The sequence below is a fragment of the Rickettsia amblyommatis genome (genome assembly GCF_002078335.1).
GTDB classification, from domain to species: domain Bacteria; phylum Pseudomonadota; class Alphaproteobacteria; order Rickettsiales; family Rickettsiaceae; genus Rickettsia; species Rickettsia rickettsii.
Window position 1 is genome coordinate 886772 of record NZ_CP015012.1, and the last position, 15490, is coordinate 902261.

Sequence of the window (15490 nt, forward strand, 5' to 3'; positions counted from 1 at the left end):
GTGTATTTCTGAGATAAAATTCTTGTGGATTTTTTCATTAGCAGGATCAAACTCTAGATTATTTAGATCGGTTATTACCTGCTCAAAATGTTTATCTTGAGTAAATTTTTGATAACTCTGAAATCCTAGAACCGAGGCTATAGCTATAATAAATATAGAAATAGCAGTAGTAAAGTTTTTATATTGTATAGTTTTTCATGTTGCGATAAAAATAATAAGGTTGAAATATGAAAAGGTCATACCAAAGCTTGACCATGATATCAAGAAAAATAACTTTTAGTAATTTATTCGTTTTTTAGCTTTGCTAGATCTTAAGGGGTAGGGAATTTTTCAAGCTTTTTAGGTAATGTTGCTGTAAGCTTAAATTGTGTTACTCCTATTGGTTTTTGGATGCCTTCTATAGCGTATTCTATAGTAATACCTTGTTTTTCTTCGCACAAAATTAACCCAATTGTAGGATTATCCGAATTATCTTTAATTGTGCGATCCATTAAATTAAGATAAAAATTTAGTTTACCGACATATTCCGGCTTAAACTTGCCGGTTTTTAATTCAATAACAACATAGCATTTGAGTTTTATGTGATAAAAAAAACTAAATCCAAATAATAATCTGCTCCCTCAAGTTCTATATGATACTGATTGCCAACAAATGCAAAACCTTGTCCTAACTCTAATAAAAAGTTTTTAATATTATCTATCAATTTATTTTCTAAATCTCGTGCTATTATTTTACCTTGAATATCTAAAAATTCTAAGTTATACGGGTCTTTTATAATCAACCTTGCTAAATCAGACTGTAGCTCAGGTACAGAAAGTTATTTATACCTTTCTTCGCGCTGACCTTTCATGTAAATTACTTTTAATTTGCAAAGATAATACATTTCTTGACCAACCATTTTCGATGGTTTGTTGTGCACACCAAATTCTTTGATTTATATTTTTGAGTTTTGAAAAAATAATAATATTATGACTCCATGGGATTTCTTCAACCGCCTGTTGGAGAATTTTGTCATTATTATATTTTGCAAAAAACTGACGCATATAAGAAAGGTTTTGATATGATAACCCTTTCATTTCAGGAAATTCTTTACGCAAATCATCAGAAATATTTTGAATACCCATTTTTCTTTATTCTGACGTTCTAAAATTAATTTTCCTATATTCCAATAAAGAACTATCAATTCTTTATTCACTACTAAATGGGCGCTAATACGAGCTTTGCTAATTTCTTGTTTTAAATTTTTAATTAAATCAGTATATGATTGATTACTTAAAGAATTGCTCATTGATTTTCACTACTTCTTACCACCCGCATTCATAGCAAGGTTTGCAGAAACAAATTCTTCAAGGTCACCGTCAAGCACTCCTTTAGTATCGGAAGTTTCATAATCGGTACGTAAATCTTTTACCATTTGATAAGGTTGCAAAACATATGATCTAATTTGATGTCCCCAGCTATTATCGGTTTTAGCGGCATTCTGCTCGTTAACGCTATCGGTACGTTTTTGCATTTCAAGCTCATAGAGTTTGGCTTGAAGCATTTTCATCGCTTGAGCTTTATTTTTATGCTGCGATCTATCGCTTTGGCATTGTGTTACCGTACCGGTTGGTATATGAGTGATACGTACAGCTGAATCGGTAGTATTAACGTGCTGCCCGCCGGCTCCCGATGCTCTAAAAGTATCGATTCTTAAATCTTTATCCTCAATAGTAATTGCTATATTATCATCAATTTCGGGATATACCCAGCTACTTGCAAAGCTAGTCATTCTTTTACCGGCTGCATTAAACGGAGAAATACGTACTAATCTGTGAACGCCAGCTTCGGTCTTAAACCAGCCGTAAGCACGCTTTCCTATTATCCTAATCGTGCATGATTTAATGCCTGCCTCTTCGCCGTTAATCATATTGATTATTTCGGTTTTAAAGCCGAGTCTTTCGGCAAAACGCAAATACATACGCATCATAATAGACGCCCAGTCATGGCTTTCAGTGCCCCCGGCTCCAGCATTAATCTCTAAAAAGCAATTATTATCGTCTGCTTCACCTGAAAACAAACATTCCGTTTCAAATTTGGCAGCAATGATGCTTAAATTTTTTAAGTCCTGTTCAATTTGTGAAAGTGTTTCTAAATCGTTTTCGGCTTCGGCCATTTCTTCAAGTTCTAAAGCATCTTTTAAATTGGATTTGAGTTTATTAAAAGCGTTTAGTTTTTCTTCTAGATTACTTTTTTCTCGCAGTAATTTTTGAGCATTAGCCTGATCATTCCATAAACTAGGATCGGCTGTTAACTCTTCTAACGCGTTCAGTCTTTCAGTTGATGCGTCAACGTCAAAGTGACCTCCAAAGTAGTTCTAAAGACTGCTCAATTTTTTTTACATAATTTTCTATTTCAGCTCGCATTATTTTTTCCTGTTATAAATTTCGATTTTGTTATATATTACTGTGGTTTATTGTCTGTTATCCCGCGACTTAATCGCGGGATCTTGTAATTACAGACTGTGTCCTGAGATCCCGCGATTAAGTCGCGGGATAACAGACAATAAACAAATGCAAATTATATCACAATAATTATGAATAATCAAAAATATATAAGGAACTTCTCAATAATCGCTCATATTGATCACGGTAAATCTACGTTAGCCGATAGGTTAATTGAACATTGCGGCGGCTTGCAGGCTAGAGAAATGAGCCAGCAAGTGCTAGATTCGATGGATATTGAAAAAGAGAGAGGTATAACCATTAAGGCACAAACCGTGCGGCTTGTATATAAAGCTAAAGACGGTAACACCTACTATTTGAATCTAATGGACACTCCTGGGCATGTCGATTTTGCTTATGAAGTTAGTAGGTCACTTGCTGCTTGTGAAGGTTCGTTATTGGTAGTTGATAGTACGCAAGGAGTAGAAGCACAAACGCTTACCAATGTTTACCAAGCAATCGAGAATGATCATGCGGTTGTACTGGTGCTGAACAAGCGTGACCTACCGGCGTCAGAACCTGAACAGGTTAAGCAGCAAATAGAGGATATAATCGGAATCGATGCAAGTGAGGCTGTGCTAATCTCTGCTAAAAGCGGTATAGGGATTGATTTAGTTTTAGAGGCTATAGTAAATAAATTACCTCCGCCAAAAGAAAGTAGTGCTGATATTTTGAAAGCTTTGCTTGTTGATAGTTGGTATGACCCATATCTTGGCGTGGTTCTTTTAGTACGTGTTATTGATGGCTACTTACGTAAGAATATGCGTATTAAAATGATGGCTACTAACTCGGTTTATACCGTTGAGAATGTTGGCTATTTTACTCCGAAAAAACATATTTCGGATGTTCTACATGCAGGCGAAATCGGCTTCTTTACTGCGGCTATAAAGCAAGTAGCGGATTGTAAAGTTGGGGATACTATCACTGATGAAAAAAAGCCTTGTGAGCAAGCTCTACCGGGTTTTAAACCAAACTTACCCGTAGTGTTTTGTGGTCTTTATCCAACGGATAGCTCGGAATTTGAGCATCTAAAGGATTCACTAGCTAAATTACGCCTTAATGATGCTAGTTTTGAGTATGAAATGGAAAGCTCTTCGGCACTCGGAGTAGGTTTTAGATGCGGCTTTTTAGGGCTGTTACATTTAGAGATAATCCAAGAACGTTTAAGTAGGGAATTCGATTTAGATTTAATCACTACCGCTCCAAGCGTGGTGTATAAAATTCATATGCGGGACGGTGAGAGCTTAGAGATACATAACCCGGCAGATTTGCCTGATTTACAAAAAATCGAATCAATGGAAGAGCCTTGGATTAAGGCAACTATAATGGTACCTGATGAGTTTTTAGGTGCGGTACTATCGCTTTGTACGGAAAAGAGAGGGGTGCAGCTCGATCATAGCTATATAGCAAATAGGGCTAAAATAATTTATAAATTACCGCTAAATGAGATAGTTTACGATTTCTACGATCGTTTAAAAAGCTGTTCTAAAGGTTATGCAAGTTTTGAATGGCAAATGGATGTTTATGAACCTTCCGAACTTGTTAAGCTTGGGATTTTGGTTAACGCAGAGGCGGTTGATGCACTATCCACAATCGTACACCGCTCACGTGCCGAGCAAAGGGGGAGGGCATTATGCGTAAGGTTAAAGGATTTAATACCGAGACAGCAGATTGATATAGCAATTCAAGCAAGTATAGGTAGCCGTATTATCGCTCGTGAGACTATTAAAGCCCTACGTAAAGATGTTTTATCGAAATGTTACGGCGGTGATATAAGTCGTAAACGTAAATTACTTGAGAAACAAAAAGCAGGTAAAAAGAGAATGAGACAGTACGGTAATATCGAAATTCCGCAATCTGCGTTTATTGCAGCTTTAAAAATAGGTGATGAATAAAACTTTTTTATTTTATATAAAGAAAACGCTAGACGTTATAATAAAGATTTGTTATAAGGAAGTATCTGAATCTTCCAGATGCTTCTAATGTTCCTCGGTAGCTCAGTGGTAGAGCAAACGGCTGTTAACCGTTCGGTCGCTGGTTCGAGTCCGGCCCGGGGAGCCATTCCTCGATTTTTGACAAATTTACGAATGAATCAAACGGTGAATGCAGCATAAAGTCAAGCTTTTTGCCTGTTAATTTAATTGTCGAAAACACAGTTTTTATTAGGCGTCTTTTTCCCTCAGCATTCAACAAAACAAAATATTGATGTGCATTGGCCACTAAATTTAGTACATCTATCATTTTTTCCGTAAAACAATCATCACCTTTATTATGTTCTGCTATCTCTAACATTACTTTATCACGACGTGTTGTTAATTTATATTTATCTTCTTCGTATTCTTCATTTGTAAATATACCTTCTAAAAGTTTACTTCTAAGCTTATCAAGGCTATTTTTTACACTGATAAGCTCTTTATTTAATTCTGGTATTCTTGTGTTATAATAATCTTTTTTATATTTTGCCGATTCTTTAACACTTTTAATTATTTTGCTCAATAAATCAGGCTCAATATACATTGATGCAAAAATGATGCAAAAACTTTTTCTATTTGTTCTATAATTCTTTAGTAACAATAGGCTCGTAAATATGAAGGTAGTATTTGTTGCCTTTTTTATAATGTATTACTCCGTGATAAAAAGTATTATTGAATATTTTATGTCGGGCAATGGGGCGTATTGGATGTGTTAGTTAACCCTTATGCACTTGGTACAAGCGACGGTATAAGAATAAGATTTATGCAGGATATCGATATTGCCATAAGACATCCTGAATCTTTTGCCGTTGCTAGGAAATAATCAACTAGCTTTTCTTGCTACTTCCATAGTACGAATACGATTTTAATATGAGGTCATTCATTACGCTGGGCTAATTTTAAATCATATCTTGCTTGTAAATTAATCCATAACTGGGCTGAAGTGTGAAAATATTTACCTAATCTTAGTGCCATCTCAGCCGTAAGAGTTCGGTTGCCATGCACTATAGCGTGAATACGGCTAGGTGGTACATCAATATCACGAGCTAGCTGGTTTTGACTTATATTTAAAGGCTTTGTAAATTCTTCATATTAAGACATCACCAGGGGTTATAAGGTCAAGTAATTAGGTCATAAATATTCTCCTAATGATCATTAACAGCTATAGTTAATGGGTATATGTATTATACATAAAATCATAATCAGAATAGCAGGACCCAGTTTACTCTTACTGAAGTTTTATATAAGACAGTTGCAGAAGTAGAGCAAATAACAGTAGATGAATGGTATCATTGGCTTGCTTATTTTAGACTGAAAAAATCTAGAAAACAGAACAACCTAAGAAAATAAAGGTCAAAATATTTAATTATTTTTTATTTAATAAGCTTTAATAAACGTTTTTGGTTATTTTGTATCTCAGAATTTATTGAATCAAGTTCAAGTGCCTTATTATAGCGTCAAATACTAACATATATTGACCTAGCTTTTCTAAAGTTAGACCTTTATTATTATATATTCTTGAAAATTTAGGATTTAACTCAATTGCTTTATTAAAAAATTCAATAGCTAATTCATATTTGCCTAAAATAGCTAAATTAGTACCTTTATTATAATAATATACTGAAGAGTCTCTCTTATCCTCTAATGCCAAAGCTGGATTAATTTGAATAGAGATTAATATAAGACTTAAAATTAAATATTGTCGGTAGTTTTGCATATTTTTCTTGTGAATTAAATTTTAGTATAAAAATACACTGAAAATAAACTATTAGAAAGAATACAAATTATTGTAAGTAAATAAGACTACTAAGGAAGTTAGAGTAACTTTTCGGAGGCTTGATAAAACTAGGGAGAGGCGGATGTTGTGCCTTTGATGTTGCAACCAAAGGTAACACCTGCCGTGGTAACCTAGTTGCTCCGGCTTGGCAATTCAGCCGGGCTATCGGTATCCACAAAAATTTTGTTCACCTAGACCGCAGAATTGATTACACTGATTTAAAGCAAATCAATTAGCACTCTTAAGCAAGAACCTAGAAATTTACCCGCACTTTTAAGTTACCTTGTTGAGCGAAATATTTACTCGCCACATTCGCATCATAATTAACGCCGTATTCCATCATTTGGTGTTGGGCAGTCACACCGACACCAAAGTTAAAGCTATTAGTCGTAAATGGGCTGTCCATCCCTTGTAACTTAGCATCGATAGCAGGGGTTTTATCTTTAAAGTTATAGTCTAGCATGCCGTAAATTGCAGGGATTAAAACTATATTTTCTACGTTAATATCTTTTGACATCCTAACACCTGCAAGTCCTTTAATCATATTATACTTCTTCCCTTTAACGATTAAATTTTGGAAAGTCGTACCGGTCTCAGTATATCCTGAATCTCTAATATCGGAATATCTAATCCCCACGGTCGGTGTTAAATTAATCGCTTTCGGAGCTAAACAACTGTAACCGGCTAAACTCTGTCTGGTATATGAACGTGATTTATATTTACCGATTGCCGTTTCATAACTGATCAAATTCCTACCCAAAGCAATATTACGCTGTGAATAATTCTTAACTTTACTATCACCGTAAGAAGCTATACCTTCAACCAATTTTTATTTAGTACATTATATAAGCCGTATAAAGAGTAAATATTGCTCTGTACTTTACTTTTATCGCCGACATTATTATTTTTCTGCTTTACCTTAGTATCAGCTCTAGTATAAGCAACGCCAAGTAAGAAATCATTGCCTACTCAACTATCAAAACCGATAGTACCGCCGGTTGAGTTAGATTTATAACTGCTTAGATTATTTTGTGCCTTTTGAGTACTATTGCCGACAAAAGGACTAGCCCACGTACCGAAATCTACTTCTGTCTCATCACCAGCAGAAATAGCAACTTTATTTTGACTTGTCTGAACTTTATTGATTCGAGAATCTAAAGAAGATGAATTACCGACTATACTATGAGATACAACTTGCATATTTACTGCAGTTATTACCGCTCCCGGTCTTACCATATCTGGTGTAACACGATCTAGTGTTTCTTTTTACTGCTCAATAGTAAAAAAACAAACTCGTCTTGAAACGTATCCGCCTCAGTATCTTCAGATGCACGGATCAGTGTTGCAATATCTTGTACCTCCTCCGGTGTAAAACTGCCTTCATCTATTTCTTTTTGCAATATTTCATTGGCTATATTAGTAGCCGATAAAGTGAATGATGAAGTATTTATCGACCATTTAATGAAACTCTTGTCATTACCGTCAATAAAAAATTTCATTTTATCGGCAGACAACGGAATTAGTCCATGTCCATCCTCTGAAGATATTAGTGAATATTTAGTATTTTCATTTATTTCTCCTATATGTACGTCAGTATCGTTAAACTGAATCTCTAATTCATCTAGTGAAGATAAATCCATTTTACTACCGGGTGTAATCACTATATTACCACCAGAATTTTTTGCTTGATCATAGCTTGTAGCCACAATTAGCTTACCTAAAAAACTGCTTTGGCCGGTATATGATACCGGTACTGCATTTAAATTAATCGTAGTACCGCTGTTAAATTACCATTAAAGGCAAGTGTGTTGGTAAATACTAAAGTTGCTCCGCTTGCAACTACACTATTAGCCGTTATATTGTTAGCAAATATATTTTTACCGAGCCGGGTGATAAGGTAATAATACCGTTACTATTAACGCTACTTGCAAAACTTGTCTTATTATTTGTCGTAATGTTACCAACCGGATTTGCTGCCGTACCTTATACAACCTATAGCCAAATTATGTTTTTGTATGATTAAATAAGTTGAAAATAAGATAAATTTGACTACTATAGGCTACAATACTTATTACGATGTAATATAGTCTTTGGAAAGAATTCTAATAATTTACAAAAAGTTTTTAAAAATGACTATTAATAATGATGTTTATATAAATCAGTTAAAAGCAGCAATGCTTATTCGTAAACTAATTGATCAAGTATTTGAAGCTTTTATAAATCCTAATATTACCTCAAAATTTTGGTTTACTAAAAGTAGCGATAAGCTAGAAGTTAAGAAACAAATTACTTGGACATGGGAAATGTACGGCTTCTCAGCTCAAATTAACGTGCAGGAAATTGAAAAAAATAAAAAAAATACTTATTGCATGGGATGTGTATAAAAACCCTAACATTGGTAGAATGGCAGTTTACTTCGATTAGTTCAGAAGAAACTTTTGTTACCATTACAAATACCGGTTTTATAGGTGATGAAGTAGTAAAACAGATTATTTTTTCAACTAAAAGATTTATCTTAGTGCTTGCCGGAGCTAAGGCATTTCTAGAGCATAATATTATTTTAAATCTTGTAATTGATCGCTTTACTAAAAAAATAGATTAATACTTAAAACTTTAAATTTTCCTTTAATAGTTTAATATGAGCAAAAAATTAAACTTTAAAGATACGCTTCCTATAGTAGCAGCTAAGAATATGCAAACTTCAATTCTAAATCCATTAATAACAAGACTAAAAACCTTATATAGCTCTCATGATACTTTACCAAGGCTAATAGAAGATGAGAAAATCAAAGCTCAGTCTTTAGAGGAATATTATGTAAAATTACAGATATTACTAAGTGAAGACGATGAAGCAGATAAAGCAGCATTACGCGATAAAGTTGTCGGAGAAAAGAAGTCGGTAGAAATAGAGAATATTTTTAAAGCCATAGATACGGAAGAAAAGATAAGGGAGTTGTTTGAAAAAATTATCAAGTTCAAGAAGAAAAAATTGATAATATAGTTAAGTCACTAAATGAAGAAAATAAGTTTGCGATACTTTGCAGAAATCTAACTAATAAAAAAGTACCTCAGAAATAAAAAATATAGTTGAGAAAATAAACAGAATGCAAGTTGATATAGGTCAAACCACGTTAATGCATTATCTATCTTATAAATGGGGAAAAGAAAAACTGTGGAACGACAAATTTGATTATGTATTTAGAATCAGGTTAAAGGAATTGTTAAGCAATTGGACAGTACGTTACGGTAATATAGTAGATGACTATATACTAAGTTGTTTTGTCCATTATTGTTTAGATTCTAAAGATATAAAACTTGAAGATATAAAAAGCATACAAGATAAAGATAGGATATTATTACTACTGGATGGTTATGATGAGGTAGCGTTTTTATCACAGAGTAATAGTGATTACCGAGATATTATGGATTCGGAAATATCGTAATGAATTCTAGGCCTAATGCGTTTATAGAAGCAATGAGCAACAGGTTTGAGCAGAAAGTAGACAATACAGGCTGGGATAGTGAAGGAAATTTTGAGTATGATAAAGAGCTTGGAACACCATTAAAAATCTTTTTGGATACTCATAGCCAAATAAAAGAAATATGTGCAGTTCCTATCAATACTGCATTAATATGTTTGGTTTGGAGCGATCAAGCAATAAGGGATAAATTTCAAAAAAAAACAGTAATAAAGATTTTAATATAAGTCATTTATATAGTGAAATAATAAACTGGCTTAATAATAGACAAAAACAAAATAAATATAAAAATAAAACAGAAGCTAATAATCACTTAAAAAAAAACAAAATGAGTTTTTTAGAGTAAATAGCCTATGAGTCGTTTGTTGCAACAGGGAAGTGAGTAGAGAACAAAGTAGTAGAAAGCAAGAAAGATATATTAGATATAGACGAAGTTATAGAACAAGGGCCATTAAGAAGAGAAGTGCAAAATTTTCAATTTATTCATTTAACATTTCAAGAATATCTAGCTGCATGTTATTTAAAAAATCAGTTAGCAGATAACAACATAAAATACACAGAGCAAATTTTATAGGTGCACATCGAAACGATCCGAAATATCTAATGATTCTGAAGTTTCTAGCATGGATGGTAAGTAATGAAAATAATCAAGAGTTAATAGAAATATTTTGGGAAGCTGTAACATGTAATGTTGATGGAATATTAGAGCTAGGAATTGAAAGAAAGATTATACTCTTAATGCATTTATTAGCTCAAAGCAAAATTAACGGAAAATTTAATAGTAGAATACCATATTTAAAACAAATACAAGAGTTGATATATGAGATCGTACTAAAAGATAGTACAGATTGGGAACAACATATAATAGACAGCGGATATTTATCGGAAGAGATCGCTAAGCTAATAAATGAGAAATTACGAAACAAAGCAACTATATTTCAAGCATTTAAAACAGCTATAGAAATAATCACAAGCTTAATAAATAAAAATACGTCGGGTAATAAAACAAAAATTTATGAAAGGATTAATCGGTTTATTAAAAGTTGATGATACGCAATTAAAGAAGCTAGTATTACAAAAATTGGCACATATATTAGATGAGACGATAGACGAGATGGTAATACAAGAAAGTGTAAACACAATAACATCATTATTAAATATTTATTTGGGAATTAAATAGATGTGTAAATATAATATTGATTAAAATAATTAATACTATATCTGATTTAGATGAAGCATTATTAAAACAAGTACAAAAATTACAAAATAAATCTTTAGTTACTACTAGCATGATTGAGATAGTAAATGCAAAACCTAGTTTAGCAAAAGAAGCATTCAAAGTATTGAAAGAACTAGTTAATGATTCCAACGAAAGTATCAAATTTGCAGTTATTGGGTATAGTTGAGATAGTAAAAGCAAATCCTAATTTAGCAAAAAAAAAACATTTAAAATGTTGAAAGAGTTACTTAGTGATGATGTTGTCAAGTATGCAGCTGTTGATAGTATTGAGATAGTAAAAATAATGCACACAACAGAAGCATTTGATGCATTAAAAGCGTTGCTTAGTGATCTTGATATTGATAATTACACTCATAGTCATGTTAAGGAGGAGGCCGTTAGAAGCTGAGGGGAAGTAGTAAAAGCAATGCATGTAGAATCCGCATTTAAAGCATTGACAGAACTAGTTGGAGATCCTAATAAAAGTATTAAGTATGCAGCTATTTGGAGTTTAGTTGTGGTAATAGAAACAAAGCCTAGTACTACAGAAGAAGTATTTATAATATTAAAAGAGGTGTTGCTCCTGATAATTATTTTAAGTCTGAAGCTGCTAAGAGCATAGCTGAGATAGTAAGAGCAAATTCTAGTATGACGAAAGAAGCATTTAGTGTTTTAAAAAAGCTGATTATTGATCATAATATTGAAGATTTTATTAAGTGTGAAATTGCTAGTAGTCAGAAATAGTAAAAGTGATGCCATCAGAAGAAATAATTACTGGATTGAAAGAGTTAATAATCCTAACTGTTATGTCAGATATGTAGCTGTTTGGAGTTTAGTCGAGATAATAGAAAGAAAGCCTAATATAGCGATAGAAGTATTTATAGGAGTAAAAGAATTGATTATAAATTCTAACATTGATAAATTATATTAGGTGTGAAGCTATTATGAATTTAGCGGGAATAGTGGAAGTAATACCTCATCTAGCAGAAAGAGCATATAGTGTTTTAAAAGGGCTACTACTTAATAAGCCTTACTACAACGAAGATGTCAAGTATGCAGCTGCTGTAAGTTTAATTAATATAATAAATGTAAGATCATTTGATAAAGTATAAACAAATTAATAGGTTAATAAAAATAATTGATCTACATAGAACTCAAAATTTTGATAAGGTTTGATAAGGATTTATATTCAGAAATAGACGCCAAAACCACTCTACACACAATAACCGATTACATCTCAAGAATATGAAAAAAGTAAAAAGCCTGAAGTAATAGAATGGTTTATTGCGAGTTTTAACGAATTACCGAATATAAGCGAAACGCAAATCTTTTTAAAAGAAATATGTAAAAGCATATTAAAAAGCGATGTGATGAATGAGTGAGAGAGTAAGTTTATTTTAAATGGTATAAAGAAATATAATTTTACTTTTACGGTATCGGTTAGTAAAGAACCAGGAATAGAAGGCAAGATAATATTTGAAGATAGAAACTATGCAATATTTACAACCGATAGTTCAGCAAGCAAAATAGTAAGTTTAGAGGAGTTTGCAACTAAATTACTTGCAGAAACAGACGATCCGTTAGTAGAACAATATAAAACACATAAACCTCTATTCCTAAACAAAGGATTAGCTCTTAAAATAGTAGCCAGTGATATTAATTACGTAAGTAGTATTACAAATGAAAATACAAACTTTTTACTGAAAAATATCTTTTATCTTATGCAGGTGATAATAAAGATAAGTTCGTAATGTTGTTAGAAAAAAGAAGTCTTTTCGGTGATCATCTAATATATAAATTTGGTGAGGATAATTTAAAGAAAATAGCCACTATTTATCCAGCAGAAATTAACACAGAACTAAGAGGCAACTATTTAACGAATTAGCAGTCCAAGAACCATGTGATTGCTTTATTAAGAATGAAAAGCTTGAGCCTGAAGAAGAAAAACAGATATTTAAACATAGTAGTAAGCTGAAGTTTTCAAGTGCAATAATTCAAGATGCAAAAATAAGGTTGAAAACCAGTAATTTTAAATTACTAGATGCTGGGGCAAATAAAAGATTAGATGCCTATGCAATTAAGATAGATAGCCACAATAAAACACTAAAAGCTAGTGGAACAATACAAAAAGCAGAAATCTTTAGAGAAATTGAAAGTTTAGCACAAGAAAGCCCATTATTATACGATTACTGTAATGCATTTTATTGGAATATAAAAAAATATCATAAATGCTTGCTGTATTGCTGAAACTAAAATATTTAAAAATAATATTAATGAGAAAGAGGGTATAATAAAAATATTAGCAAAAGGTATAGATTTAATAACGCAAAGTTTCTTAATAGATATATTAACAGATTTGGCTTGCAGTATAGTAGCAGCAAGGCATGAGAGAAAGCATGGAAATAAAGTAATTAGTATAAACGATATTATTCGCAATAAAATTGGAATGGAGGATTTAGACGATAACTTAAAGAAAATAGCTATTATTAAAACACAAGAATGTAGAAACGAAATAATAAATCTCTCAAAAACACCTATATCAAATTCTTATTCCACTAAATTTCGAGCTAATATAAAAGAATTAGGTAATGTAGTTAGAGAATTTGGGCTTCCTAAAGCTATAGAAAGACATGATAAGGACAATATAGATGTGCAACTAGCTTTAAAGGACTCTATATTTATTTATTGAATCTTTATATACAAACTGTGATGATATATTGAATGAAAAAAGTGATATATTTTTTAGAAGAAGATAATCTAAAGAAGAAAGTTTTTGGCAAATAAGCTTTATACGAGATAAGCAATAACAGTACTAATAAAACATAATGAAGTTGCTTAAATACCAAAAGGTTAAAATTATCATGCTTCTTTAGGATTTAAAAGCTATTTACTATTGCAATTTCTAAGTTTTTGTTTTAATTGTAATCAACTATTATTAATAAAAATAAGAAATGACTTTTATGGAAGATTTAAGCTTTTGGAAAGAAAAGTTTGAAACTTGCGTTTACGCTAAAAAACTATTATACAACATTGAATATTTAAACGCTAAAGTAAAAAATCCTGTTGATATAGAAGAAGTTAAAAAAGGTATCTACTACGCTCGCAAGTATCACGGCTTACAAATGCGTCAATCAGGCGATCCTTATTATTCTCAGCCAATTGAAGTAGCGATTATGCTCGCAGAGTTTGTAGCCGAAGAAGCTCCTAAGCTTTATAATGCTATTATGTTGCAAGCTGCTTTACTGCATGATACTATTGAAGATACAGAACTGGCTGAAGAAGTAATAACTACAATTTTTGGACCGGAAGTAGCAAAGCACGTAGAGGGTTTAACTAGAATAAAACCTTAGGGAAAAATAAGTAGTGAGGAAAGTCTGAATTTGTTAGTTAGACAAAAAAGATATGATACAGTATTAATAAAGTTCTTTGACAAAATGCATAATTTACAAACTTTAGGTGCTAAATCACCTGAAAAAATGAGGAAAGTGATAGAGGAAAGTTTAATTAGTTTTGTAAAAATTGCTATGTATATAGAGGCACATGAAATAAAACAACAATTAATTAAACTGTGCTACAAATAAATTCTGATGAATAATTTCTGCAGGGTTATAATTAAAAGTATTTTTTAATATATTAGCACAATAAATATATGATACATAAAATGCTACAGGACCTGCACAATCTAATAAAAAAAAACGCTATAATAGTTTTAATATTACTTTTATCTTCTTAGGATCAATATTAGCTTGTTCTAAAAGTTTTTCTTAAATATCGTTTAGCATCCACTCCGGTGTCTCTCTAAGCGAAGTTTGCCCGATGACTCCTACTATAGCGATTCTAGCACCGATTAAAAAAGCTATACGCCAACTAAAACCAAATGAAGTAACTAAAGAAGCTAAGCATAATGCTCCAAAACCACCTAATATACAAAAACTATCTAAAGTTGCTACAGTTGGATATTGTACAGGTGGTTTAATAAATGCAGTTAAATATACATCTGCTCCTATTACTTTTCCCATGGAGGACATGCCTTGTGCCATACGGCATGCTATCATAACCCATGTAGCTACAATTCCTATTTCATCATAAGTTGAAGATTTGCCATAATAAAACACGCTATAGCCATAAGCAAAGTAGTTATTATTATAGTTGATTTTCTTCCTATATTATCACCAAGCCAACCAAAGATTAATGCTCCTATCGGTCTAAATACATATGTTGAACATAATGCAGCTGCTTCATAGATTAGAGCAGTCTGAGGATCAGCTTGAGGAAAAAATAGCTCGTTGAGAAGCACTGCCATATGTACATATAAATATAAATCAAAATATTCAAGAAAAGTTCCAATAGACAAAATGCCTCATGCTTGTTTTTGTTCTCTATTTAAACTTGTTTGTGCTTTCTCATAGCCGAGCATAAATTCTTTATAAAAAATTAAATTGTAAGGAAATCTATACTGTTTTATATAAAAGTCAATAGGAAATTTCGCTTTATACAAAAATCAGAAAGTGAAGTGCAACTTATTATTAATTTATGTTATCCATTTTGTAAATATAATT

General features: G+C 32.0%; 24 protein-coding genes, 1 tRNA gene and 3 pseudogenes. 17 read left to right on the forward strand and 11 right to left on the reverse strand.

Annotated features, from left to right (window positions below; translation table 11 throughout):
• Window positions 1-311: 311 nt before the first annotated feature.
• The 4 genes and pseudogenes from A3305_RS05000 to prfB form a co-directional block, all read right to left on the reverse strand.
• Window positions 312-581 (reverse strand): PDDEXK nuclease domain-containing protein, encoded by a 270-nt coding sequence (locus A3305_RS05000; RefSeq protein ID WP_041860570.1) that lies wholly within the window; start codon window positions 579-581, stop codon window positions 312-314.
• Window positions 578-781 carry a PDDEXK nuclease domain-containing protein gene (locus A3305_RS05005; RefSeq protein WP_050982613.1) on the reverse strand — a complete coding sequence of 68 codons (204 nt, stop codon included), beginning with the start codon at window positions 779-781 and terminating at the stop codon, window positions 578-580. The genes A3305_RS05000 and A3305_RS05005 overlap by 4 nt, the downstream gene beginning before the upstream one ends.
• A gap of 40 nt (window positions 782-821) precedes the next feature.
• A pseudogene (locus A3305_RS11520) lies at window positions 822-1288 on the reverse strand (DUF1016 N-terminal domain-containing protein).
• A gap of 9 nt (window positions 1289-1297) precedes the next feature.
• Window positions 1298-2405, reverse strand: a protein-coding gene (gene prfB, locus A3305_RS05015; protein ID WP_097920920.1) for a peptide chain release factor 2 whose coding sequence is annotated in 2 segments (ribosomal slippage) — window positions 1298-2335 and window positions 2337-2405 — 1107 coding nt in all. Because the reading frame shifts where the segments join, the coding sequence is not laid out codon by codon here.
• A gap of 170 nt (window positions 2406-2575) precedes the next feature.
• On the opposite strand from prfB, the gene lepA reads away from it, so the two are divergent.
• A complete protein-coding gene (lepA, locus tag A3305_RS05020; protein ID WP_014392012.1) occupies window positions 2576-4378 on the forward strand; it encodes a translation elongation factor 4 in 1803 nt (600 codons plus the stop codon).
• Window positions 4379-4469: 91 nt separating this feature from the next.
• Window positions 4470-4544, forward strand: a tRNA-Asn gene (locus A3305_RS05025).
• A gap of 788 nt (window positions 4545-5332) precedes the next feature.
• Here A3305_RS05025 and A3305_RS05035 read toward each other — a convergent pair.
• The 5 genes and pseudogenes from A3305_RS05035 to A3305_RS05055 form a co-directional block, all read right to left on the reverse strand.
• Entirely contained in the window at window positions 5333-5521 is a 189-nt protein-coding gene (locus A3305_RS05035) for a HigA family addiction module antitoxin (protein ID WP_196796001.1), read from the reverse strand.
• 358 nt (window positions 5522-5879) lie between these two features.
• Window positions 5880-6173: a tetratricopeptide repeat protein gene (locus A3305_RS05040; RefSeq protein ID WP_014392015.1), complete on the reverse strand. Its 294-nt coding sequence runs from the start codon at window positions 6171-6173 to the stop codon at window positions 5880-5882.
• 313 nt (window positions 6174-6486) lie between these two features.
• Window positions 6487-7059: an autotransporter outer membrane beta-barrel domain-containing protein gene (locus A3305_RS11525; protein ID WP_306765135.1), complete on the reverse strand. Its 573-nt coding sequence runs from the start codon at window positions 7057-7059 to the stop codon at window positions 6487-6489.
• Window positions 7044-7469 (reverse strand): annotated as a pseudogene (locus A3305_RS11530) (autotransporter outer membrane beta-barrel domain-containing protein). The gene A3305_RS11525 and the pseudogene A3305_RS11530 overlap by 16 nt, the downstream one beginning before the upstream one ends.
• 17 nt (window positions 7470-7486) lie before the next feature.
• Window positions 7487-7939 carry a hypothetical protein gene (locus A3305_RS05055; RefSeq protein ID WP_041860498.1) on the reverse strand — a complete coding sequence of 151 codons (453 nt, stop codon included), beginning with the start codon at window positions 7937-7939 and terminating at the stop codon, window positions 7487-7489.
• Between the two features lie 423 nt (window positions 7940-8362).
• Between A3305_RS05055 and A3305_RS09555 the strand changes: the two genes are divergently transcribed.
• The 15 genes and pseudogenes from A3305_RS09555 to A3305_RS05105 all read left to right on the forward strand — a co-directional run.
• On the forward strand, window positions 8363-8617 hold the full coding sequence (locus tag A3305_RS09555) for an SRPBCC domain-containing protein (protein WP_196795993.1): 255 nt from the start codon (window positions 8363-8365) through the stop codon (window positions 8615-8617).
• A gap of 11 nt (window positions 8618-8628) precedes the next feature.
• Complete coding sequence (locus A3305_RS09560; RefSeq protein ID WP_196795994.1) at window positions 8629-8835, forward strand: hypothetical protein; 207 nt, start codon at window positions 8629-8631, stop codon at window positions 8833-8835.
• 36 nt (window positions 8836-8871) lie between these two features.
• Window positions 8872-9234, forward strand: a complete 363-nt coding sequence (locus tag A3305_RS10525; protein ID WP_041860499.1) for a hypothetical protein — start codon at window positions 8872-8874, stop codon at window positions 9232-9234.
• A 103-nt stretch (window positions 9235-9337) separates the two neighbouring features.
• Window positions 9338-9676 carry an NACHT domain-containing protein gene (locus tag A3305_RS10530; RefSeq protein ID WP_050982617.1) on the forward strand — a complete coding sequence of 113 codons (339 nt, stop codon included), beginning with the start codon at window positions 9338-9340 and terminating at the stop codon, window positions 9674-9676.
• A complete protein-coding gene (locus A3305_RS10535; RefSeq protein WP_226984008.1) occupies window positions 9676-9939 on the forward strand; it encodes a hypothetical protein in 264 nt (87 codons plus the stop codon). The genes A3305_RS10530 and A3305_RS10535 overlap by 1 nt, the downstream gene beginning before the upstream one ends.
• A 400-nt stretch (window positions 9940-10339) precedes the next feature.
• Window positions 10340-10759, forward strand: coding sequence for a hypothetical protein (locus A3305_RS05075; protein WP_226984009.1), 420 nt, complete (start codon window positions 10340-10342; stop codon window positions 10757-10759).
• On the forward strand, window positions 10728-10892 hold the full coding sequence (locus A3305_RS09565; protein WP_156138018.1) for a hypothetical protein: 165 nt from the start codon (window positions 10728-10730) through the stop codon (window positions 10890-10892). Before A3305_RS05075 ends, A3305_RS09565 begins: the two co-directional genes overlap by 32 nt.
• A 16-nt stretch (window positions 10893-10908) precedes the next feature.
• On the forward strand, window positions 10909-11118 hold the full coding sequence (locus tag A3305_RS05080) for a hypothetical protein (RefSeq protein ID WP_014392017.1): 210 nt from the start codon (window positions 10909-10911) through the stop codon (window positions 11116-11118).
• A gap of 45 nt (window positions 11119-11163) precedes the next feature.
• Entirely contained in the window at window positions 11164-11340 is a 177-nt protein-coding gene (locus tag A3305_RS08940; protein ID WP_155845518.1) for a hypothetical protein, read from the forward strand.
• 18 nt (window positions 11341-11358) lie between these two features.
• Window positions 11359-11553 carry a hypothetical protein gene (locus tag A3305_RS05085; protein WP_014392018.1) on the forward strand — a complete coding sequence of 65 codons (195 nt, stop codon included), beginning with the start codon at window positions 11359-11361 and terminating at the stop codon, window positions 11551-11553.
• A gap of 96 nt (window positions 11554-11649) precedes the next feature.
• Window positions 11650-11862, forward strand: coding sequence for a hypothetical protein (locus A3305_RS10540; RefSeq protein WP_014392020.1), 213 nt, complete (start codon window positions 11650-11652; stop codon window positions 11860-11862).
• 13 nt (window positions 11863-11875) lie between these two features.
• Window positions 11876-12043 carry a hypothetical protein gene (locus tag A3305_RS10545; RefSeq protein ID WP_226984010.1) on the forward strand — a complete coding sequence of 56 codons (168 nt, stop codon included), beginning with the start codon at window positions 11876-11878 and terminating at the stop codon, window positions 12041-12043.
• 901 nt (window positions 12044-12944) lie between these two features.
• The gene (locus A3305_RS05095) at window positions 12945-13178 is read left to right on the forward strand and encodes a hypothetical protein (RefSeq protein ID WP_045799405.1); all 234 of its coding nucleotides are present in this window, start codon (window positions 12945-12947) and stop codon (window positions 13176-13178) included.
• 109 nt (window positions 13179-13287) lie between these two features.
• Window positions 13288-13620, forward strand: coding sequence for a hypothetical protein (locus A3305_RS05100; protein ID WP_014392022.1), 333 nt, complete (start codon window positions 13288-13290; stop codon window positions 13618-13620).
• A 262-nt stretch (window positions 13621-13882) separates the two neighbouring features.
• Window positions 13883-14419 (forward strand): annotated as a pseudogene (locus tag A3305_RS05105) (HD domain-containing protein); the annotation flags it as partial.
• A 276-nt stretch (window positions 14420-14695) separates the two neighbouring features.
• Here A3305_RS05105 and A3305_RS10550 read toward each other — a convergent pair.
• The gene (locus tag A3305_RS10550) at window positions 14696-14971 is read right to left on the reverse strand and encodes an MFS transporter (protein ID WP_231289078.1); all 276 of its coding nucleotides are present in this window, start codon (window positions 14969-14971) and stop codon (window positions 14696-14698) included.
• Between the two features lie 35 nt (window positions 14972-15006).
• Window positions 15007-15234, reverse strand: a complete 228-nt coding sequence (locus A3305_RS10555; protein ID WP_231289080.1) for an MFS transporter — start codon at window positions 15232-15234, stop codon at window positions 15007-15009.
• Between the last annotated feature and the right edge of the window lie 256 nt (window positions 15235-15490).